The 22029-nt window shown below is 29.0% G+C and carries 21 protein-coding genes and 1 other RNA gene; 15 read left to right on the top strand and 7 right to left on the bottom strand.

The window, feature by feature from the left end:
- The first annotated feature begins 2 nt into the window (after nt 1-2).
- The 9 genes from CBLAS_RS05540 to hemC are packed head-to-tail and all read left to right on the top strand — an operon-like array spanning nt 3 to nt 8345.
- Nucleotides 3-1058 (top strand): o-succinylbenzoate synthase, encoded by a 1056-nt coding sequence (locus CBLAS_RS05540; protein ID WP_106871689.1) that lies wholly within the window; start codon nt 3-5, stop codon nt 1056-1058.
- Nucleotides 1042-2079 (top strand): AMP-binding protein, encoded by a 1038-nt coding sequence (locus tag CBLAS_RS05535; protein WP_106871687.1) that lies wholly within the window; start codon nt 1042-1044, stop codon nt 2077-2079. Before CBLAS_RS05540 ends, CBLAS_RS05535 begins: the two co-directional genes overlap by 17 nt.
- 18 nt (nt 2080-2097) lie before the next feature.
- Entirely contained in the window at nt 2098-2739 is a 642-nt protein-coding gene (locus tag CBLAS_RS05530; RefSeq protein WP_106871685.1) for an HAD family hydrolase, read from the top strand.
- Nucleotides 2740-2799: 60 nt separating this feature from the next.
- Nucleotides 2800-3051: a DUF2018 family protein gene (locus tag CBLAS_RS05525; RefSeq protein WP_106871683.1), complete on the top strand. Its 252-nt coding sequence runs from the start codon at nt 2800-2802 to the stop codon at nt 3049-3051.
- Between the two features lie 6 nt (nt 3052-3057).
- Nucleotides 3058-3960 carry a polyprenyl synthetase family protein gene (locus tag CBLAS_RS05520; protein WP_106871681.1) on the top strand — a complete coding sequence of 301 codons (903 nt, stop codon included), beginning with the start codon at nt 3058-3060 and terminating at the stop codon, nt 3958-3960.
- Nucleotides 3960-5261 carry a glutamyl-tRNA reductase gene (gene hemA, locus CBLAS_RS05515; protein WP_106871679.1) on the top strand — a complete coding sequence of 434 codons (1302 nt, stop codon included), beginning with the start codon at nt 3960-3962 and terminating at the stop codon, nt 5259-5261. The genes CBLAS_RS05520 and hemA overlap by 1 nt, the downstream gene beginning before the upstream one ends.
- Entirely contained in the window at nt 5251-6957 is a 1707-nt protein-coding gene (locus tag CBLAS_RS05510; protein ID WP_106871677.1) for a proline--tRNA ligase, read from the top strand. Before hemA ends, CBLAS_RS05510 begins: the two co-directional genes overlap by 11 nt.
- On the top strand, nt 6957-7406 hold the full coding sequence (locus tag CBLAS_RS05505; RefSeq protein ID WP_106871675.1) for an FxsA family protein: 450 nt from the start codon (nt 6957-6959) through the stop codon (nt 7404-7406). Before CBLAS_RS05510 ends, CBLAS_RS05505 begins: the two co-directional genes overlap by 1 nt.
- Nucleotides 7407-8345: a hydroxymethylbilane synthase gene (gene hemC, locus CBLAS_RS05500; protein WP_106871673.1), complete on the top strand. Its 939-nt coding sequence runs from the start codon at nt 7407-7409 to the stop codon at nt 8343-8345.
- A 248-nt stretch (nt 8346-8593) separates the two neighbouring features.
- Here the strand turns inward: hemC and CBLAS_RS05495 are convergent, their stop codons facing one another.
- On the bottom strand, nt 8594-8926 hold the full coding sequence (locus tag CBLAS_RS05495) for a hypothetical protein (RefSeq protein ID WP_106871671.1): 333 nt from the start codon (nt 8924-8926) through the stop codon (nt 8594-8596).
- Between the two features lie 275 nt (nt 8927-9201).
- On the bottom strand, nt 9202-10245 hold the full coding sequence (locus CBLAS_RS05490; protein ID WP_106871669.1) for a hypothetical protein: 1044 nt from the start codon (nt 10243-10245) through the stop codon (nt 9202-9204).
- A gap of 137 nt (nt 10246-10382) precedes the next feature.
- On the opposite strand from CBLAS_RS05490, the gene CBLAS_RS05485 reads away from it, so the two are divergent.
- From CBLAS_RS05485 to hemG, 3 genes are all read left to right on the top strand, one after another.
- The gene (locus tag CBLAS_RS05485) at nt 10383-11195 is read left to right on the top strand and encodes a thiamine-phosphate kinase (protein WP_106871667.1); all 813 of its coding nucleotides are present in this window, start codon (nt 10383-10385) and stop codon (nt 11193-11195) included.
- Nucleotides 11173-12282, top strand: a complete 1110-nt coding sequence (gene truD, locus CBLAS_RS05480) for a tRNA pseudouridine(13) synthase TruD (RefSeq protein ID WP_106871665.1) — start codon at nt 11173-11175, stop codon at nt 12280-12282. Before CBLAS_RS05485 ends, truD begins: the two co-directional genes overlap by 23 nt.
- A gap of 67 nt (nt 12283-12349) precedes the next feature.
- Nucleotides 12350-13681 carry a protoporphyrinogen oxidase gene (gene hemG, locus CBLAS_RS05475; protein ID WP_106871663.1) on the top strand — a complete coding sequence of 444 codons (1332 nt, stop codon included), beginning with the start codon at nt 12350-12352 and terminating at the stop codon, nt 13679-13681.
- Between the two features lie 203 nt (nt 13682-13884).
- Here hemG and CBLAS_RS05470 read toward each other — a convergent pair whose 3' ends face one another.
- The 4 genes from CBLAS_RS05470 to CBLAS_RS05455 form a co-directional block, all read right to left on the bottom strand.
- Nucleotides 13885-15105 carry an ankyrin repeat domain-containing protein gene (locus CBLAS_RS05470; RefSeq protein WP_172658187.1) on the bottom strand — a complete coding sequence of 407 codons (1221 nt, stop codon included), beginning with the start codon at nt 15103-15105 and terminating at the stop codon, nt 13885-13887.
- Between the two features lie 67 nt (nt 15106-15172).
- Nucleotides 15173-16372 carry an ankyrin repeat domain-containing protein gene (locus CBLAS_RS05465; protein WP_172658186.1) on the bottom strand — a complete coding sequence of 400 codons (1200 nt, stop codon included), beginning with the start codon at nt 16370-16372 and terminating at the stop codon, nt 15173-15175.
- A gap of 3 nt (nt 16373-16375) precedes the next feature.
- Nucleotides 16376-17614, bottom strand: a complete 1239-nt coding sequence (locus tag CBLAS_RS05460) for an ankyrin repeat domain-containing protein (RefSeq protein WP_133169636.1) — start codon at nt 17612-17614, stop codon at nt 16376-16378.
- Nucleotides 17611-17766, bottom strand: coding sequence for a hypothetical protein (locus CBLAS_RS05455; RefSeq protein ID WP_157940040.1), 156 nt, complete (start codon nt 17764-17766; stop codon nt 17611-17613). The genes CBLAS_RS05460 and CBLAS_RS05455 overlap by 4 nt, the downstream gene beginning before the upstream one ends.
- Nucleotides 17767-17866: 100 nt before the next feature.
- Here CBLAS_RS05455 and rnpB point away from each other — a divergent pair.
- Nucleotides 17867-18185: RNase P RNA component class A (gene rnpB / locus CBLAS_RS05450), an RNA gene on the top strand.
- A 9-nt stretch (nt 18186-18194) separates the two neighbouring features.
- Here the strand turns inward: rnpB and CBLAS_RS05445 are convergent.
- Complete coding sequence (locus CBLAS_RS05445) at nt 18195-18893, bottom strand: hypothetical protein (protein ID WP_241517641.1); 699 nt, start codon at nt 18891-18893, stop codon at nt 18195-18197.
- A gap of 114 nt (nt 18894-19007) precedes the next feature.
- Between CBLAS_RS05445 and CBLAS_RS05440 the strand changes: the two genes are divergently transcribed.
- Entirely contained in the window at nt 19008-21395 is a 2388-nt protein-coding gene (locus CBLAS_RS05440) for a molybdopterin-dependent oxidoreductase (RefSeq protein WP_106872704.1), read from the top strand.
- Nucleotides 21396-21397: 2 nt separating this feature from the next.
- The gene (locus CBLAS_RS05435) at nt 21398-21934 is read left to right on the top strand and encodes a hypothetical protein (protein ID WP_106872706.1); all 537 of its coding nucleotides are present in this window, start codon (nt 21398-21400) and stop codon (nt 21932-21934) included.
- Nucleotides 21935-22029 lie beyond the last annotated feature (95 nt).

Here is a 22029-nt window from a genome sequence, read left to right as displayed (position 1 = left end):
TTTTGAAAGTAAAAGTTATTAGTAGGAATTTGCAATTTAAAAGAGTAGCAAAAACTTCAAGAAAAAGTTTTAATGAACGCCTAGTTTGGTATGTAGTTTTACAAGATGACGAAAAAATAGGGGTTGGTGAGTGTGCTCCAATTGAAGGTCTTAGTGCTGAAAGTGAAAAAGAAGTTGAAATTTGGCTTAAAAAAGTAAGTGATGACCCTATTTATTATATAAAAAATTTGCCATATATTAAAGGTATGCCATCTTCTGTAAAATTTGCTTTAGAGGTTGCAAATTTGGATTTAAATAGCCAAAAAAATGGAGTTTTGTTTCCATCTAAATTTAGCGATGGAAAAGATAGTATAAAAATAAATGGTTTAATTTGGATGGGCGATTTAAAATATATGCAAGAGCAAATTCAAACAAAGCTAGAAAATGGATATAAATGTATAAAACTCAAAATTGGTGCTTTAAATTTTAATGATGAGTTAAATCTTATAAAAGAGATTAGAAAAAATTTTAATAAAGATGAGCTAATTATAAGAGTTGATGCTAATGGCGGGTTTAGTTATAAAGATGCTATAGTAAATTTAGAAAAATTAGCAAAGCTTGATGTGCATTCTATTGAACAACCAATACCAAAAGATAATTGGACACATATGAGAAGTTTGTGTGATTATTCTGTTTTGGATATTGCTTTAGATGAAGAGTTAATTGGTGTAAATAGTTTAAGAGAAAAAGAGATTTTACTTGATAGCATAAAACCAAAATATTTAGTTTTAAAACCTAGTTTACATGGAGGGCTTATGGGCTGTGATGAGTGGATAAATTTGTCTAAAAGAAGAGGTATTAAATGGTGGATAACATCATATTTGGAGTCAAATTTAGCTTTAAATGCCATATCTCAATGGGCTTATATGAAAAACCCTAAAATTCATCAAGGTCTTGGAACTGGTGGGCTTTTTTTAAACAATATCTCTTCGCCTTTATATTTAGATAGTGAAAATTTACATTTTGATAGTAGTAAGGCTATGGATTATAAGGAGCTTTTTGATGCAGATTTTTCCTAAAGAGATTATTTTAAATGGTAAAAATTATGAGATTGATAAGCTTTTAAATAATGAGTTTTTAGATGAAATTCAAAATGAAGTTTTGGAGTTTTTAAAAAATTGGTATGATGAAAAAGATTATTTAGTTGTTCATACCTCAGGCAGCACAGGAACTCCAAAAGAGATAAAACTTGAAAAAAGTTTTATTGCTAAAAGTGCAAAAAGAACATTAAAGTTTTTTAATTTGCAAAAATTTGATAAAGTTTTGTTGTGCTTGAGCTTGGATTATATAGCAGGTAAGTTGATGGTAGTTAGAGCTTTGATTGGTGGATTAAATTTGTGCGTAGCAAAGCCAAATAGTGATTTTGCTTTTTTAAAATATGAAAAAGAGTCTTTTAAGTTTGTGGCTATGGTGCCAAACCAAGTTTACAAACTCTTAGACACTCCATCTAATTTTTCAAAAATTGATACTTTGCTTTTAGGTGGTCAGGCTTTGTCTTCTTCTTTAAAAGATGAGCTTCTAAAAGTTAAAACAAAATGTTATATCGGTTATGGTATGACAGAAACTGCAACACATATAGCTTTGAAAAGAGTAAATTTAAAAGATGCAAATGAAAACTATAAAGTGCTTGAAGGTATTAAAATTTGGCTTGAAAATGGTTGTTTAGCTATAAAAATGCCAGGACTTGAAAAGCCACTTATAACCAATGATTTAGCAAATATTATAAATGAAAATGAGTTTGAAATTTTAGGAAGAGCTGATAATATAATAATCTCAGGTGGGCTAAAATTTATACCAGAAGTTATAGAAAAAAAGCTTGAAAGCTACATTGATAAACCATTTTTTATAAGCTCAAAAATAGATGAAAAGCTAGGACATAAAATCGTTTTGGTAATTGAAACAAAAAAAGATGAAAGTTATAAAAAACAGATACAAAAGGTATTTGAGGAACATTTAAGTCGGTATGAAAGACCAAAGGAAATTTATTTTAAAGATGAATTTAAAAGAACAAAAACTGGTAAAATTATAAGAAAATTATAAAATTAATAAAGGTAGGATATGAAAGCTATTATATTTGATATGGATGGAACCTTAATAGATAGTAAAAAGGCAATTGAGGCTACCATTAATGAGATGAGAAAAAGCATTGGGCTAGAGCCAAATTTAGATAGTGATTTTATAGTAGAGATTATAAATAATCCAGAAAAAAATTATATTAAAGAGTTTTATGGCTTAGATTCCATTACAATTGAACAAAAAATTAACTTTGAAAAGAGCTTTAGAAAAAACTATGATCTATATGCTAAAGCCTATGATGGCATTAAAGAAATGCTTGAAAAATGCAGAGAAAAAGGTTATTTAATAACACTAGCCTCAAATGCACCAAAGGACTCATTGCAAGCCATTTTGAAAAAAACAGGGATTATAGAGTATTTTGATTTAATAGAAGGCGCTAGTAAAGATACACCGCAAAAACCAGATCCTACAATGCTTAATTTAGTTATGAAAGAACTAAAAAATGAATATGGTAATAATGTAAAGGGCTGTTTTGTAGGAGATAGTATAAAAGATGAAGAGGCAGCTATAAATGCTAAAATGCCTTATATTCAAGTAACGTGGGGGTTTGGAAGAGATTCTAATAAATATCAAAACGTATCAGAAGTTGATAAATTAGTAGATGAAATATCAGCTATTTTTTAGGATAGATAAATATTTTTTAGATATAATGAATATTAAAATATAAATAGTTTAAGGTATAATTTGGATATTTTTGAAGGAACCCCAAAAGAGAAATTTTTTGATATAATTTTTAACGCAAATAGAAATTTAGTTGAAGAAAATTTAGAAGAGTTAGTTTTTAATTTTATAACTTTAACTAAGATATGTGAGCAAAATGGCATTGATATATCATCTCCTAGCGCTGTTTTGATTGAGAGTTTAGATGATATGGAAGATGCTATAAATGATTATTATATTGAATTTACTAGCAATGTATTATCAAATAATGAGTAGGATTTAATGGATAGTTTAGAAAAAATTGACGAGATTATGTTAAACCACATAAAAAGTTTTAAATATGAACCTGTGAAATTAATGTATAAAGAGATAAGTTCTGGTAAAAAACTTCGCTCAAAGCTTATTTTAAAAATAGCAGGCGATACGCAAGAAGCGATTGAGTTATGTGCAATAGTTGAGCTTATACATGCAGCTAGTTTGCTTCATGATGACGTAATAGATGGAAGTGATACTAGAAGAGGGAAGCCATCCATAAACTACTCTTATGGCGCTAAAAATGCTGTTATGCTTGGGGATGTTTTATACTCAAAGGGCTATTACGAACTTAGTAAATTTGATAATTTTATAGCTAAAACTATCTCAGATGCTGTAAGTAAGCTTAGCATTGGTGAGCTTATGGATGTGAGGCTTGGTGAAAGCTTCAATGAAGATATTAAGATGTATGAAAGTATGATTTATAACAAAACAGCTGTTTTGATTGAAGCTAGTGCAAAATGTGCTGCATTTTTGGCTGGTTTTGATGTTGATAAGTTTGGTATATATGGTAGAAATTTAGGTATTGCTTTTCAGATAGTTGATGATTTACTTGACATAACTCAAGATAGTAAAACTCTCGGAAAGCCTGCCCTTAGCGACTTTAAAGATGGAAAAACAACTCTTCCATATATATATTTATATAAAGCTTTAGATAAAGAAGGAAAAAGTATTTTAAAAAGCTACTTTAAAAAAGAGCTAAATGATAATGAGATATTTTGGATAAATTCCAAATTTGAAGAGTATAAGATTATGGAAAAATGCGCTAAAGAGGTAGAGGTTATAGCAGATAAAGCCTTAAAGAGCATAGAAGAGTACGAAAATAAAGATTTAATAAAAATAATGCAAAATATGATTGATAGGAAATTTTAGTGAATTATCTAAATATAAGTTTTACACATAAAAACACAGATATATCAACAAGGGAAAAGCTATCTTTTGGAAATGATGAGAAAAAAGAAGAGGCTTTAAAGCTTGTTTGTTCAAATGTGAGTATTTCAGAGTGTGTGCTTCTTAGTACTTGTAATAGAGTAGAGGTTATAGCTTTTGTAAATGACCTTGAAGTAGCAAAAAACTATATATTAAAGGCGATTTCTATACTAAGTGGAGTTGCTTTGATTGAACTTGAAGATAGAGCAGATATTTATTATGGAAGTGGGGCGATACACCATCTTTTTTCAGTAGCAAGCTCTCTTGATAGTTTAGTGGTTGGAGAAACTCAAATAGTAGGTCAGCTTAAAAATGCCTTTTTGTTTTCTTTAGATCGCAATTATTGTGATATTAATATTAAAAGAGCAGTTGAAGCATCTTTCAAGTGTGCAGCACAAGTTAGAAACAAAACCCTTATATCAAAAAACCCTGTATCTGTTGCGAGTGTAGCTGTTGTAAAGGCAAAAGAAATCTTTGGAAACTTAGATGGTATGAATGCAGTTGTAATTGGTGCAGGAGATATGGGCGAGCTTGCTTGTAGGCATCTTGTAGCTAGTGGAGCTAGTCTTGTCATAGTAAATAGAAGCAAAGAAAGAGCACAAAATGTAATGAGGTGTTTAAATGGAAATGTTAAATACGAACCATATAAAAATTTAGAAAAATGCATAAACTCACACCAAATTATCTTTAGTGCAACTTCATCACCTGATACTGTCATTGATGATAGTTTAATTGCAGAGCAAAATTTCGATAGATATTTTTTTGATATAGCTGTTCCAAGAGATATAGATATAACAGAGTCTGATAAGATAAAAGTATATAGTGTTGATGATTTGCAAGAGATTGTTAAAGTTAATCTTGCCATGAGAGAAGAACAGGCTCAAGCTGCTTATTCTATCGTTGGTAAAAGTACAAATGATTTTTTAAAATGGCTCAAAACACTTGCAACAACACCTATTATCAAAGCTTTAAGACTTAAAGCAAAAGAAACAGCTGAGTTTGAGATAGAGAAAGCCATTAAAAAAGGCTATCTTAAAAACTCAGACAAAGAGGAGGCTAGAAGGCTAATACATCAAGTTTTCAAATCCTTTTTGCACACTCCAACTATAAATTTAAAGAATATCGGAGATGATGAGGATGCTGATAGTATTGTTAGCTCAATCCAAGATATATTTGATATAAGAGATGAATTTGAAGAGTACAGTATGGGTATAGAAAAACTGGAGATGATAGATGAGATTTAGCAAATTTTTTGCACCAACACATAAAGAGGCACCAAAAGATGCAACTCTTCCAAGCCATTCATTTTTAATAAGAGCAGGTTTTATAGAGCAGTTAGGTAGCGGACTTTATAACTTTTTGCCTATGGGAAAAATGGTTCATGATAAGATAAAAAATATAGTCAAAGAAGAGATGGATAAAACAGGAGCCCAAGAGGTTTCATTTAGCTTTGTGACTCCGGCTGAGTTTTGGAAACAGAGTGGAAGATATGATGTGTTTGGCAAAGAGCTGTTGAGATTTAAAGATAGAAAAGATAATGATTTTGTATTAAGCCCTACAAACGAAGAATCCGTTGTTAATATGGTTAAAAACAAAATAACAAGTTACAAACAACTCCCTTTGCATCTCTATCAGATAAATACAAAATTTAGAGATGAAGCAAGACCTAGATTTGGACTTTTAAGGGGCCGTGAGTTTACTATGAAAGATGGTTATAGTTTTCATAGTAGCGAAGAGGACTTAAAAAGAGAATTTGATGTTATGGAGAAAACATACTCAAATATATTTACTAGATTAGGGCTTAATTTTAGAGCTGTTGAGGCTGATAGTGGTGCTATTGGAGGAAGCGGAAGTAAAGAGTTTATGGTTTTGGCTGATAATGGAGAAGATGATATCGTAATTTGTACAAATTGTTCATATTCTGCAAATATAGAAGCAGCAAGAAGAAAACCTAAAACAACTAATGCCGAAGCACCTGAGGCTAATATGATGAGCAAATTTCACACTCCAAATATGAGTACCATTGAGGATGTTGCAAATTTTTTTAAAATTGATAAATTTTATACTATAAAAGCTGTTATTAAAAAAGCAATTTATGAAAAAGAGGAAAAAGTTGTTGTATTTTTTATAAGAGGAGATGACGAGCTTCAAGAGGTAAAAGCCTTAAACGCTTGTAATGCACTAGAACTTGATGATGCTAATGAACAAGAGATAGAAAAAGCAAATTTGGTTGCTGGATATTGTGGTCCAAAGGATTTGCCTGAAGGTATTGATTTTTATATAGACAATGAGTTAAAAGATGCAAAGCAGATGATTTGTGGGGCAAATGAAAAAGACTATCATATCATAGGTTTTAATGTTACAAGCTTCAAAGAAGAAAGATTTAAAGATTTAATAAGTGTAAACAAAGGCGATAAATGCCCTTGTTGTGGCGGAGAGCTAGATATAACAAAAGGTATAGAAGTTGGGCATATATTTCAACTTGGACAAAAATACTCATCTGCTATGAATGCTACTTTTTTAGATGAAAATGGAAAAGCACAACCTTTTTATATGGGGTGTTATGGGATAGGTGTTAGTAGATTGGTAGCGGCTACTATAGAGGCAAGCCATGATGAAAAAGGATGTATATGGAACAAACAGATATCTCCTTTTGAGCTAGAAATCATAATTTCAAATACCAAAAAAGATGAGCAAGTTGAGTTTGCAAACAACCTATACGAAAAAGCAAGAGATCTAGGGATAAATGTATTATTAGATGATAGAAATGAGCGCTTTGGAGTTAAGATGAGTGAGTTTGAACTTATGGGATTTCCATATGCAATACTTGTTGGCAAAGGCTTAGAAGATGATGAAGTTGAGATAGTAGCTAGAGATGGGTTAGAAAAAACTAAAATTAAATTAGAAAAACTAGAAGAAAAAATTAAAGAAATATTTTAATGAAAAGAACATTTCGGTTTAAAAATTTAACTCCTATATATTTTGTTTTAGAAACAATGATAAGCTTTTATTTTATATTTAAGCATGGTGGATTTTTGTTTCTTCTTGAGGTTGTTATAACTGCACTTATAGGTGTGAAGATAATCTCCAAATTTGGATTTTTAAATTTTGCAACCCACATACAAAGACTTACACCTCTTTCAATGCTTAAAAATTTTGGGATTGCAATAGGTGGACTTCTTATGTTATTTCCAGGTATTTTAACAGATTTAATGGGAATTTTACTCTTAATATCAGCATTTATAACATCTTTTAAAGAAAAAAGAAAAGAGAAGAAAAATTATAGAAATACACAAAATAATACATACAATTATACAGAAAAAGAAGATACAAAGAAAAAAGAAGCTTACGATATAATTGATGTAGAAATCATAGATGAAGGAAAATAGATGAAAAAAATGACAATAGCAACAAGGGGAAGTGCTTTGGCACTTTGGCAAAGTGAACACATTAAAAGTGAGATTGAAAAAGAGCATGGTATTGAAGTTGAGTTGAAGGTTATGAAAACAAAAGGGGATATAATACTAGATACTCCTTTAGCCAAAATAGGTGGAAAAGGGCTTTTTACAAAAGAGCTTGAGGTTGATATGTTAAATGGCAACTCTGAACTAGCAGTTCATAGCTTAAAAGATGTTCCTATGCATTTGCCAGAGGGGCTAAATTTTGTAGCTGTTACTAAAAGAGAGACTGAAAATGATGCGCTAGTTAGTGAAAAATATGCAAGTATTGAGGAGCTTCCAAAAGGCTCAAAGATAGGAACAACTTCACTTAGAAGAAGAATGCAACTTTTGATTTTAAGGCCAGATTTAGAAATACTTTCATTAAGAGGTAATGTAAATACAAGACTTAGAAAGTTAAAAGAAGGTGAGTTTGATGCTATTATATTGGCAAGTGCAGGACTTAAAAGACTTGGTCTTGATAAAGATGTTAAGTATGTAACAAATATTGATAAAGATGTTATGATTCCAGCAGCAGGTCAAGGGGTTTTAGGGGTTGAGTGTATAGATAAACCTGAGATAGTGGAAAAACTTAGTTTTTTAAACGATGAAAGATCTATGATAGAAACTACTATTGAGCGAGATTTTGTTAGAGTTTTAGAGGGTGGTTGCCAAGTTCCAATCGGTATGAATGCAGAGCTTGATGGAGACAAAGTTATCATAAAAGCGATCATAGGTATGCCAGATGGTAGTGAGTATTTAAAAGAAGAGCTAATAATTAGCAAAGATGAGTATAAAGATTTTGGCGTAAAACTTGCTAATAATATGATAGAAAAAGGGGCAAAAGAGCTTTTAAAAAGAGCTGAAGAAATGGCTAATCACATACTTTAATACAATTAAATATAAAAACCATTAAGCTAAATACTGGACTTAATGAACATGGGTTATAATATCGGCTTTAAGCCAAATTTACGTATTTTATAAGATTGATTTTATAGCTTTATAAATTATGATTTAAAAATAAGTATAAATTAAAAGTTATATTTTTGTTATTTTTATTTAATATAAAATATTATGTTGATATTATTTTTTAAGACTTTTAATAATAAACATTATGCTTTTTATATATTTTGTCTTGGCTATGGATTGTTATTTTTTAGTTTTTCACAATAGAATTCTTTTTTAAATTCTTCACATAAAATTTTATTATATTCTTTTGCTTTTTCTGGATTCTTCTTAATTTCTTTACCTTTAAATAGCCCCCCATTTCCATATAAAAAAGAAAGGGATTCACAAAAATAATACTTTTTGTTTGTAACGCACTCATAGTGATCTGATTCTAGAGTTGCTTCTTCAATGGATTTAGCTATATCTTTGTAGAACAGATCTTCTCTTTTAGATGAGTTATTTGTATCAGAGCTACATCCTGTAAAAAATAGCAAAATAACTATGCAAAAATAAAGTTTATTCATATGAAGATATCCTTTTTTTGAAAGGATATCTAATCAAAGCTTATTATATTATTAAGCCAACCATAATACCATATAGATGACTTTTCCACTTTACTTTTGCAGTATTTTAAATAAATTTTGGTATTAAAATTACCATATAAAAACATTATAAAAATTAAATTATAAAAATTATCTCTAAGCTTAAAACTCAATAATATAAAATATTTATTTTAGTTTTTAAGTAGTTTTACGATTATAATGATAAAAACTTACCTGTTATTAGAAAATGCTATTTTTTAATCAACTAAATGAACCTTTAAGCTGTGTTTTTTTAATGATTCTACGGTTTTTCCTTTAGTTATGGATACAAACTCATCAGCACTTAGCACATAGTAGTTATGAAGACTTCTATTAGTATAGTTTTCTATCTCTTTATAGTGTGTATCAAAAATCATAAAAGCATCTTTATCATTTACAACTAAAAAATCACTTCCACTATCAAAAGCATCAAACAAAATTTCACTTGCTAAAGCTATAGCACAATCTTTATCAAAATTATAGAATTTTCCGCCGTGGTAATTGTTTTTTAATCTAAAGTTTATAAGTCTAGCACCTATATTTTTTACAAAATTTTCAACCTCTTGATCATCATATACTGCAATATTAAATTTACTAAAATTTGCAGGGTATTCATTTTTATCAAATTTGCTTAAAAGCTCTGTAAAATACTTAAATTTCTCTTTAGATTTTGTTTTAATACCCAATTTTTCTTTTAAAAAACTAACTTTTTCATCTGTTTTAAAAGGGTCATCTAATAAAAATCTAGGTTTTATATAGTATTTAAGTTCATCTTTTATAATACTAAGAATTTCATCAGTTTTTTCTGGAAATTTCTCTATCATATGATATGCAAATACAAAGGCACTATTTCCTATAAATTCTTTTTTATACTCTAATACCCTGTTTGCATAAAAGAGTGGCTCAAGTGTTAAGTAATACTCTTTTTCATCTTTAAAATTTTGAAATTTACCAAAAGCTTTTATAAAATCATCATTGTTTATAATAAAATCTTTAATAACTCTTTTTTCTATAATTGGAGATATTATAAAATGTTTACCGGTTTTTTCTAAAATTTTAGAAAAATCATCTTCTGCACTAACTAAAAAATCATTAACATATACAAATTTAACATTGCCAAATTTAAAATAAGGATCATTTTTTTCTATATCTATAAAAAGTTCGTTTAAGTTTTTAAAGTTAAAATTTTCATAGCAATAGGGCTTATAGTAGCTTCCAAGATCTATCTTGACATCGTATCTAAAAACTTCTATCTCTACCATAATACCGTCCTTATGTAAAATTTCTTTAATTCTATCAAAAATTTACTTATAAGTAGTTTTGCAAAACATATGAATTATGCATTTTATAGAAATCCTTTTCAAGCAACTTTTAAAGCGGTTTTATATAAAATATTTTTATGGATAAAGAAAAATTTATAATCTCTAAATTTCAAAATAAATTTATAGGAGATGATGGAGCCGTAGTTGGCAGTTATGTTTATAGTAAAGATCTTTTTATAGAAAATTCTCACTTTAAAAAAGAGTGGCTTAGTTTTTACGAGATAGGGCGTAAAGCTATGATGGTAAACATTAGTGATGCTATCGTTATGAATGCATATCCAAAATACGCTCTCATAGGACTTATGCTACCTAAAAATACAAGTTTAAGTGATATAGTTGAACTTAATAAAGGGATAAAAGATAGTTGCTTAAAATACGGCATTGAGATTATTGGAGGCGATACCATAAGTTCAAATTTAATAGGACTTAGTGTTACTATAATTGCAAAAACAAAAAGACCTATATATAGAAAAGCCTTAAAAGATGGTGAAATTTTAGCTTTTACAGGAAATTTAGGCGGAAGTTTAAAAGGCTTAAAAGCTCTTTTAAATGGTGGTAAAATAGGTAAAAACTCAAGGTTTAAAAATATTATATTAAGAGATAAGTTTTTTTACAAAGCTTCTAGATATATAAACTCAGCTATGGATATAAGCGATGGATTAAAGAGTGATTTACCTAAATTTTTAAAAAACAAAGATATAAAATTAAGATATAATTTTAACAAATTTGAGTTTAATAGTGGCGAAGAGTATGAGATACTTTTTAGCTGTTATAAGAAAAATATAAAAGCTTTAAAAAATATAGCAAAAAAGACAAGAACAAAAGTTACTTTTTTTGCAGAAGTTAAACGAGGAAGATATAGAAAATATGGAAAAAGCGAACATTTTTAAACCACTTTATTGGCTAGATCATACACCGATAAATGCACATTTTAGTAAAAATTCAAGTGATTTTGTGGTAAGAGAAATTCCACTTTATGAATTTAGCGGTGAAGGCGAACATCTAATTTTACACATTCAAAAAAAGGATCTTACAACAACACAAGCACTTAGTATTTTAAGTGAGCATAGCGGTTGTAAGATTAGAGATTTTGGATATGCAGGGTTAAAAGATAAAGAGGGAATGACAACACAGTATATCTCACTTCCTAAGAAATTTGAGAGTAGTTTGGAGTCATTTTCCCATGAGAAGTTAAAAATAACAGAAAAAACATACCATAATAATAAAATCAAAATAGGGCATTTAAAGGGAAACAACTTTTTTATAAGGTTAAAAAAGGTTTTAAGTGTTGATGCCATTAAGATAGAACAAGCTATTAAAACACTTGAAAAAGAGGGTTTTTCTAACTATTTTGGTTATCAAAGATTTGGCAAATTTGGCGATAATGCTATGCAAGGTTTAGAAATTTTAGAAAACAAAAGAAAGATGAAAAATCCAAAGATGAAAAATTTCTTAATCTCAGCTTATCAAAGCGAACTTTTCAACAGATGGCTTAGTAAAAGAGTTGAGATGAGTAAATTTATAAGAGATTTTACCATTGCAGAGATTACAGAGCTTTATAAAATAACAAAAAATGAGGCAAAAAGTTTTAAATCACAAGAGCAGTTTTTTAAAATTTTTAAAGGCGATGTTTTGGGGCATTTTCCTTATGGAAAACTTTTTTTATGTGAAGATGTTCAAAGTGAAGTTGAAAGATTTGCTAAAAAAGATATAAGTGTTTGTGGTTTGATTGTAGGTAAAAAAGCCTTTGAAAGCAGTGGTTTTGCAAAAGAGATAGAAGATGAAATTTTTAATGAAAGTTATAAATTTAATGAACTTATAAATGGTAGTAGGCGATATGGATGGAGCTTTTTAAATGATGTTAAATATAGCTATAATAGTGACTTAGCTCAATTTAATATCTCATTTAGTCTAGATAAAGGCTCGTACGCAACTGTTGTTTTAGAAGAAATCCTACATAGAGATATCTTAGAGTAGAATTAAGCAAGTTATACATGTTTTTATTGTAATATAATTTTTATTTATTAGATAGCAAGGAGTGTTGATGAGGGTAGCTATAATTGGCGGTGGAATAAGTGGTTTAACAACAGCTTTTTATCTAAATTTTTATAGAAAAGATGTAGATGTTACTGTTTTTGAAAGCAATGAGTATCTTGGTGGCAAGATGAGAACTAAAGAAAAAGATGGTTTTTTGATGGAAGAGGGAACTAATGGTTTTTTATCCAACAAGCCAGACACTTTAGAACTTGTAAAAGATGTGGATTGTGAAGATATTTTACTAAGAAGCGATGATAATGCTAGAATTAGATATATCTATAAAGACAAGCTTCATCTTTTGCCAGAAAGCCCCAAAGCATTTGCTTCAACAAAGCTTTTAAGCACACTAGGAAAACTTAGGGTTTTGTGTGAATTTATAGTCCCTACTAAAACAGATGATAAAGAAGAAACACTTCAAGAATTTGGATATAGACGAGTTGGAAAAGAGATGACCGATGTCTTTTTAGATGCTATGAGTGCTGGAGTTTATGGCTCAACTCCTAAAAAACTATCTGTCAATGCATCTTTTGGAAAGGTTGTAGCTCTTGAAAAGCATTTTGGTGGACTTTTTAAAGGAATGCTAGCTCAAAGAAAGAAAGAAGCTGGACCTGGTGGGATACTTATGAGTTTTCAAGGTGGATGTAGTACTTTTGTTGAAAGAGTAGCAAAAGCCTCAAAAGCAGATATAAAAACAAATTTTAAAATAGAAAAAATAGAAAAAATAGATGATAAATTTATCCTAAATGGAGATAAAAAATTAATCTTTGATAAAGTTATTTTATCAACTCCTGCTTATGTTACAGCTAAGTTACTAGAAGACATTATCCCAAGTATATACGATAGATTAAATGAGATAGAGTATTCTCCTATATCTGTTGTTGGTTTGGGGTATGATGATTTAGAAGATGATTTAAAAGGTTTTGGGCTTTTAACAACTACTTCATCAAAACAACCTGTTTTGGGTGTTTTGTGGGATAGTTCCATCTTTTTTGACAGAGCAAAACATGGTAAAAAACTTCTTAGAGTTATGATAGGTGGTCAAAGAAACAAAGAGTTAGCTATGAAAAGTGAAGAAGTTTTGGTTGAGTTTGCTAAGCTAGGTATTAAAAATACAATGGGCGTAGATGCAAACCCATCTACTGTTTATGTTAAAAGATGGGAAAAAGGCATACCAAACTATGGTGTTGGGCATATGGATAATGTAAATGAGATATTTAAAAGAGTAAAAACAGTTGATAATGTTTATCTTAGCTCAAACGCCTATTATGGTGTTGCTTTAAATGATTGTGTTAGCAATGCTAAAAAATGTGCTAAAGAGGTGTTAGGTATAGATATGTAGGTTTTACTAGGAATTTTCCTAGTAAATCTGTTTATATTAGTTTGGTTTAAATATATATTTTATTATTTAAATTTAATTTTTTAATTTATATCTGAAAGACTTAAAATAAATTTATAAACTACGAAAATATGTTTATAAATATAGTTCAAATACTAACTTTTAAACTCTCTCTAAAATTTGGCTTTATCAAATTTCGCTACCTTTTACTCCTTGTTAGTTGATTTATTATTAATTTTATTACTATTTTTATAGATTACTTTTTCTGGGTTATCTCTTCCTAAAATTGAATATAGATAATAATCCATTTCATAAGAATTAGCCCAAGCTAAAAACTCTTTAACACTTTTAAAGGTTGAATTACCATCTGAACAATGTTTAATATAAGATGAAAGTGTTCCATTTAAACTTTTTTGTTCATTGATAGTTAAAGTTATCTTTCCACTTTTAAATTCTTTTTCTGTGTTTAGAAAATAAAGATAATCATCATAACATCTATCATAAGCCATTTTAAGTTGCTCTTTTGTAAGCTCTCCACCATAAACATTATATTTGAGTAGTAAATCTAGCATTGGTTCATGGTTTGGGATGTTATCTAAAATAGCATATACTGAATGTCTTATTGGTAAATCTTCTTCAATTCTATGTAAACCTTGTATACCACTTTTACGCTCTAATCTTTGTGGGATATACCCACTCTCTAAAACTATCTTAGCTAGTTCTATATAGTTTCTAGACACTAAATATCCAAATGGTTCAGTTTCATCTTTAGAATGCTCATCTGTATTCCATTTACCTTTGTATATGATAGCAATATCATCTCCATCAACTATAATTTTTTCAATTAAGTTATAATATGGTGGTTTTAAATAAGATTGAATTTTGATTAACTCATCAAATTTAACCCCACTATCAAGTAGTAGTTTAGCTGTTAGGGTTGAGTTGTTTTCAACTGCATAAGCTAAAGGTGAGAGCTTATAACTATCTTTTGCTCTTATGTTAGCTCCAAGTTTTATAAGTTCTTTTGAAGTGTTTAAATCATTATAAAAACTTGAATACATTAAAGGTGTTAGTCTATGTAAAAACTTAGTATCTACACTTAAGTTATGCTCTTTTAGGAAATTTAATACTTTGTTTGTATCTTTTTGTTTTAAATAGTGTCTTAAAGTAGTTAAAGTTTTATTTTCATCTCTATATTCTCTTTCATCATCTATATCCCAATATCTAAATGAAAAGCTATCTACCTCTTCTTGTGTTACATATTTACTTAGTCCTGGAACTTTTGAAACATTTGTATCTTGAGTTATAGTGTAAGATGATTTATTATTATCACAACCTATAAGAGTGAGTGTTAAAAGCAAGGGTATGGTTAAAAGAAATGTTTTAAATGTTGTTTTATTTGGTTTAGATAGTTTAGTGAATTTCAAAGGAATTCCTTTATGATTATTTGGTTTATCTTTGCATTTTTATAGCTTGCTTTAAAACTTGGCATTTTTACTCCTTGTTGTTTGGTTTATTATTAAATTTATTATTACTATTTTTATAAATTACTTTGTCTGTTTTTCCAATCCACATAATTTCATCAATTTTATTTTTTCCATTGGAATATCTAAAAAATTCTTTTATATCTTTAAAAGTTGAATTTTCAATAGGACAATGTTTTTCTAAATGTTCTTTGTACGGCTTAATATAAAAAATATTACCCATTTTATCTCTATGTCTTAAATAAGAGCTATAATAATAATAGCAATCATCATAAGCCTTTTTAAGTTGCTCTTTTGTAAGCTCTCCACCATAGACATTGTATTTAAGTAGTAAATCTAGCATTGGTTCATAGTTTGGGATGTCATCTAGTCTTGAAAAAACAGAGTTTTCTATATCTAAATTTCTATCATATCCTTCAGATATACCTTGTATTCTATCTGGATATGCTTTTAATCTTTGAGGCTTATATCCACTCTCTAATACCATTTTAGTTAATTCTAAAAAATTACCAGTTACTATATATTTAAATGGCTCAACTTCATCTTTAGAGTGGTCATCTGTTTTCCATTTACCTTTGTATATGATAGTAATATTATCACCATCAACTATAATTTTTTCAATACCTCTATAAACTGGAGGTGTTAAATAAGTTTGTATCTGTGTTAGTTCATCAAATTTAACTCCACTATCAAGTAGTAGTTTAGCTGTTAGGGTTGAGTTATTTTCAACTGCATAAGCTAAAGGACTTAGTTTATATCTATCTTTTGCTCTTATATTAGCTCCAAGTTTTATAAGTTCTTTTGAAGTGTTTAAATCATTATAAAAGCTTGAATACATTAAAGGTGTTGTTTTATCTTCTATATCTACATCTACACTTAAGTTATGTTCTTTTAAAAAGTTAAGTATCTTGTTTGTATCTTTTGTTCTTAATACTCTTTTAAATTTCATCATTAATGGATCTCTGTTTTTTGTAAAGTTATGGTCTATATCCCAATATCTAAATGCAAAGCTATCTACCTCTTCTTGGGTTACATATTTAGATAATCCTGGGACTTTACTTACATTTGTATCAGCTGTTACTACAAAGTCTGCTTTTGATTTATTATTATCACAACCTGTAAAAAGTAGAGTTAGGAGTAAAGTAGTAGTTAGTATAAAAGAGGCTTTTTTAAACTCTTCCCAAAATTTAGCTCTGTCAAATTTAGCCACTTTTTACTCCTTGTTTTTTAGTTTATGCTCTATATGATTTATTTTATTATAGATTGTATCTGTTTGGTTTTTATAGATTACTTTTTTATTTTTATTTATTTTTTTACTCAAATTTCTTTCAAATTCATCAGCACCTATATTTGTTAATTCAATCATTAGAGTATTTTGATTTTTAAATTTAATATACTCTTTAGTATTTTTAAATGTTGAATTTCTATCACTACAAGTTTTATTTAAAAATTTAATATGTAAATCATCAAAAAATAGTTTTTCATCTTTGTTTAGTTCTTTTTCATTCCATCCATGCTCATGTAGAAATAGGCAATGATCATAAGCCTTTTTAAGCTCTTCTTCATTAGGTTGTCCTGATACATTATGTTCTAGCATTAACTCTAACATTGGTTCGTAGTTTGGCATCTTGGTAAGCTCTTTAAAACAATTCTTACCTAGGGTGTTATCAAATTTACAATCAGGCTTATAACCACTCTCTAAAATTAGTTTAGCTATCTCTATAAAATTTCTTCTTACTACATAGTAAAATAGATTAACTTTCCCACTCCAATAATCTTTAAAAGGTTCACCTGTTTCTGAGTTGTTTCTAGTGCTATAATACTTTTCACCAATATATAAATCATAGTTAATAGTTAAAGTATCTTTATCTATAATTATTGAACCTATGCTCCCTTTATACTCTGGAGAGATTAAATACCCTTGCACCCTAGGAACCTCTTCAAATTTAACTCCATTATCAATTAATAATTTTACTACATCTATAGAGTTATGTGATATAGCATAGGCTAGTGGAGCTAAAGAGTATCTATCTTTTGCTCTTATGTTAGCACCAAGCTTTATAAGCTCTTTTGAAGTATTTAAATCATTGTAAAAGCTTGAATACATTAGTGGTGTTGTATTGTATTGAAGTCTTACATCTACACTTAAGTTATTATCTTTTAAAAAGTTTAATACCTTGTTTGTGTCTTTATCTTTTAGATACTGTCTTAATGGTTTTAGAGTTTGGTTTTTTTCAGGATATTTTTCAAACTCATCTATATCCCAACTTTCAAATCCTATTCTATCTAACTCTTCTTGAAATACAATGCCTTTTAGTTCTGGGTGATTTGATAAATTCATATCAGTATGAACTGATATCTTAGTTGTGTTTAGTGAAGTATAAAAGTTATAACCTAATACTAAAACTGTAGCTGCTAACATAGTTAATGCAAGCTCTTTGAATGTTTTCAAGGAAGTTCCTTTATAGTAGTCTTGCTAGCTTGGTTGTTTGTTTTGCCAATATCTGTGTTATCTTTGTTAAAATTTGTATTATAGATGTTGTAGGCTATTGTAAAAAGTATCACTAGTATTATTATTAATATATTTTCTTTTATAAATTTCAAAGCAAATCCTTTTTGTTTGTTTAAATTTTAACTATTTTATACTTAGGGCTTAATTTAAAAGATTTATTTTGTAATTATAGATTTTAAGATATAATAACACTTGGCGTGATGAGTGATCGCGAGAAATCGAGGAAAGTCCGAGCTGTGCTAAGACAAGGCTCCATCTAACAGATGGCTATGGTAACATAAGGGATAGTGCAACAGAAAGAAGACTTCCACATTTGTGGTAAAGGTGAAACGGTAGAGTAAGAGCCTACCAGTGTTTATGGTAACATAAACAGCTATGTAAACCCAGCTTGCAGCAAGAAGGGGTGGTAAAGTCTTAGAATGATACCCTTCGCTTGAGCTAAATTGCAAAATTTAGTCTAGATAAATGATCACTTGAAAAACAGAACTCGGCTTATAGTCACGCCAATTTATTTTATAATTTAGGTATTCTTATCTTTATTATCGTATAAAATATAACCTTTGCCATATATGTTTTTTATATTTAAGTTTAATTCTCTTTTTAATAATCCAACTAAATTTTGTATCACATATCTATTTACAGTTTTACCATCATAAACAATATCCTCAATTGCATAAAAAGTTGTAATTTTATTTAAATTTACCAAAAATAATAAAAATAGTTTGTGCATGGTATGAGTAAGATATATTATTTCATTATTTTTATATACTACCTCTTTTTTCATATCTATTTTAATATTGTCATTTATTTTTAAAATTTCATTATTTTTTACATTTTTTATAAGCATAGAGATATTATCTAAAATTGCACTAAATTTAATGGGTTTAAATAAGATAACAGAATTTCCACAATTAAAATTTTTCAATATATCAATATAATTTTTTCTTTTATATGCTAAAAATATAAACTGCTGATTTGAACAAATTGCTGATATTTTTTCAAAATTTACATTTTTAAAACTATCAATATCTAATAAAACTATATCAATTTTATTATAGTTGTCTATATAAAACTTTAGAAAATCTTTGCAATTAACAGTATTTATTGTATTAAATAAACTAGTATATTTAATAGCATTTTTATTTTGCCTATCATCATCGCTAACTATAAGTATATTTACATTTTTTAACCTCTTGTATATTTCAATTCCTTTATGCATTGTTTTAAGATTTATTTATTCTAATCTAAATAAGCTGAATTTAATTTTAATAATGAAGTTTAAATGATATCTTTTTATATAATGGTAATTATTTTAAATATAAGGAGTTAAATAATGGCAATAACAAGAAGAAAATTTTTGCAATCATCTGTTGCTACAACAGCACTTGCAGTTTCTGCAAATCCATTACTTGCTAATGAAAAAGGCCTAAAGAGCATACCTCACGCTTCAAATATAGGAGCATTTTATGCCGATGTTAACAAAGACGGAGAGATAGTAAAAATTAGACCACAAGAATCTGATAAAGATCCAAAGGTTCCTTGGAGTGAGGCTTGGAAAGATAGAGTTTATAGTGATACAAGAATAAAATATCCTTGCGTTAGAAAAAGCTATCTTGAAGGTAAAAAAAGCCCCGAACTACGTGGTAAAGAGGAATTTGTACGTGTTAGCTGGGATAAAGCTATGGAATTAATTTTAGATAAATTAAAAAGCGTTAAGATTGATGAAATTTATAATGCAAGCTATGGCTCTTGGGGGCATCCTGGAATGCTTCATAGTTGTTCAGCTGTTGCAGGAAGATTTTTTAACACTGTTTTTGGTGGAGCTGTTGGAACTGATGGAGAGTATAGTAATGGTGCAGCAGGTAAGGTAAATACAACTGTGATGGGAGATTTGGAAGTATACTCTTTGCAAACCGCACATGAAGTAATTTTAGAAAATACACAAGTTTATGTAATGTGGGGTGCTGATATTTTAAAATGTAATCAAGTTGATTATAAAGTTCCTAGTAGAGCAAACAATGACTACTATAAAAAATATGCAAAATCAAATATAAAATTTATTACAATTGATCCACAATACACAGAAATAGCAAAAGATTTAAATGCACAATGGATTAAAATTCGCCCAAATACCGATGTAGCTTTAATGCTTGGAATGATGCATTATTTATACACTACAAAACAATATGATAAAAATTTCATAGAAAAATACACAGATGGGTTTGATAAGTTTTTGCCATATTTACTAGGTAAAACAGAAGATAAAGTTGAAAAAACAGCATCTTGGGCTTCAAAAATTACAGGTGTTGATGAAGATATTATAAAACAACTAGCTGATACTTTTGTTAAAAATAGAACTTTTTTAGCAGGAAACTGGGCTATGCAAAGAGCTCATCATGGAGAGCAAGCTGATTGGACTTTAATGGTTCTTTCTGCATTCATTGGTCAAATAGGTCTTCCTGGCGGTGGGTTTGGTTTTTCTATGCATTATGCTGGTGGTGGTCAAGCATTTAGTGGGGTTATGCTTCCTGTTGGTCTCCCACAAGGTAAAAATAAAGTTGATGTAAATATTCCAGCTTCAAGAATTAGTGAAGCGCTTTTAAATCCTGGTAAAAAGATTAATTTTAAAGGTGGAAAACTAACTTATCCTAACATAAAAGTTATGTATGCTGTTGGTTCAAGTGTTTTAGGACATCATCCAAATGCAAATGAGCTAATAAAAGCTATTAGAACGCTTGATACTGTTGTAGTGCATGAGCCTTGGTGGACACCTATGGCAAAAATGGCTGATATAGTTTTACCTTCTACAACACCGCTTGAAAGAGATGATATGTCATATGGCGGTTCATATTCTCAAGATTATGTTTATGCTATGAAAAAAGTTATTGAGCCACTTTGGGAATCAAGAAATGATTATGATGTATTTGAAGAAATGGCAAAAAGAGTTGGAGAAAGAGAGCATAGGAAATTTACAGGCAATAGAACAAAAATGGAGAGAATAAAAGGATTTTATGAAAGAAGTGATTGTCCAAATTATGTTTCATTTGAGGATTTTTGGGAAAAGGGTTATGTTTACTTTGAACCAAGCGAAGATGCTTATAAATATGTTAGACATGCGGAATTTAGAGCTGATCCTGAAGCAAATAAACTAAGAACAGAATCAGGTAAATTCCAAATATTTTCTCAAAAATTTGCTGATTTGAAATTAAAAGACTTCAAAGGACATCCTACTTGGTTTGAGCCTGCAGAGTGGCTAGGAGATGAGGAAAAAACTAAAAAATATCCATTCCATGTATTAAGTCCACATCCTAAATACAGAATTCACTCTCAATTAGATAACTGCTTTATGAGAAAACTTTATAAAGTAGGAAATAGAGAACCTGTTATGATAAATAGTGAAGATGCTAAAAAATATAATATCAAAGATGGAGACACTGTTGAGGTATTTAATGAAAGAGGAAAACTTCTAGCTGGAGCTGTAGTAACTGATAAAATTATGAGTGGAGTTATATCTATTTGCGAAGGTACATGGTATGATCCTGAGAATACAACTGATGAAAAACCAAGATGTATCGCAGGACATGTGAATGTTTTAACACCATCAATTCCAACATCAACAATGGCACAATCAACCTCAGCAAATACTTGCTTGGCTTCTATTAAAAAAGTAGATGAAAAAGCATATGTTGGCATAAAAGCACCGGTAGTAAAAGGAGTATAAGTATGAAAAAAACATTAGTATTATTAACGATATTATCAAGTTTTGCTTTTGCTAAAACAATGTATGTTTTTGATATAAAATCAAAGCTATTTGACCCAACAAATAAAAGTGAAGTTGGCGAAATTTATGAAGGAACACCTGTAAAAGTTATAAAACAAGATGGAAATTTAACTTTAATTGAGGTAGTTGGTGAAGTTACGGCTGATAATGAATCAATGGTGGCTTATAAGAAAGATCCACTTGTAACTTTTTATAATCTTAAAAATACAAAAGCACAACCAAAAGCTAAATTCTTTATAGATTCAGAAGATTTAACAGATGGAGAGTATGCTTCTTGGGAAGAGATTGAGCTTATGTATTATGACTCTTGTAGTTCTTGCCATGCTGCACATAAACCAAAAGAGCATAAGATGAATGAGTGGGATGCTTATCTATCTGCTATGCAGTTTTTTGCAAAAATAACAGACGAAGAAAGAGATAGAATTCTTAGATTCTTACAAGCATATGCTAGTGATGGTATAGCAAAAGAAGAAGAGTAATCTTCATATATTTGAATTTGGAGTAATTAAATACTCCAAATTCAATCTTAGATGTTTATATTTTTAACAAATTTTTTATATTATTGCAAATATAC

This window comes from Campylobacter blaseri, from assembly GCF_013201895.1.
Classification (GTDB): domain Bacteria; phylum Campylobacterota; class Campylobacteria; order Campylobacterales; family Campylobacteraceae; genus Campylobacter_B; species Campylobacter_B blaseri.
This window is presented reverse-complemented; position numbering and strand designations above follow the sequence as displayed.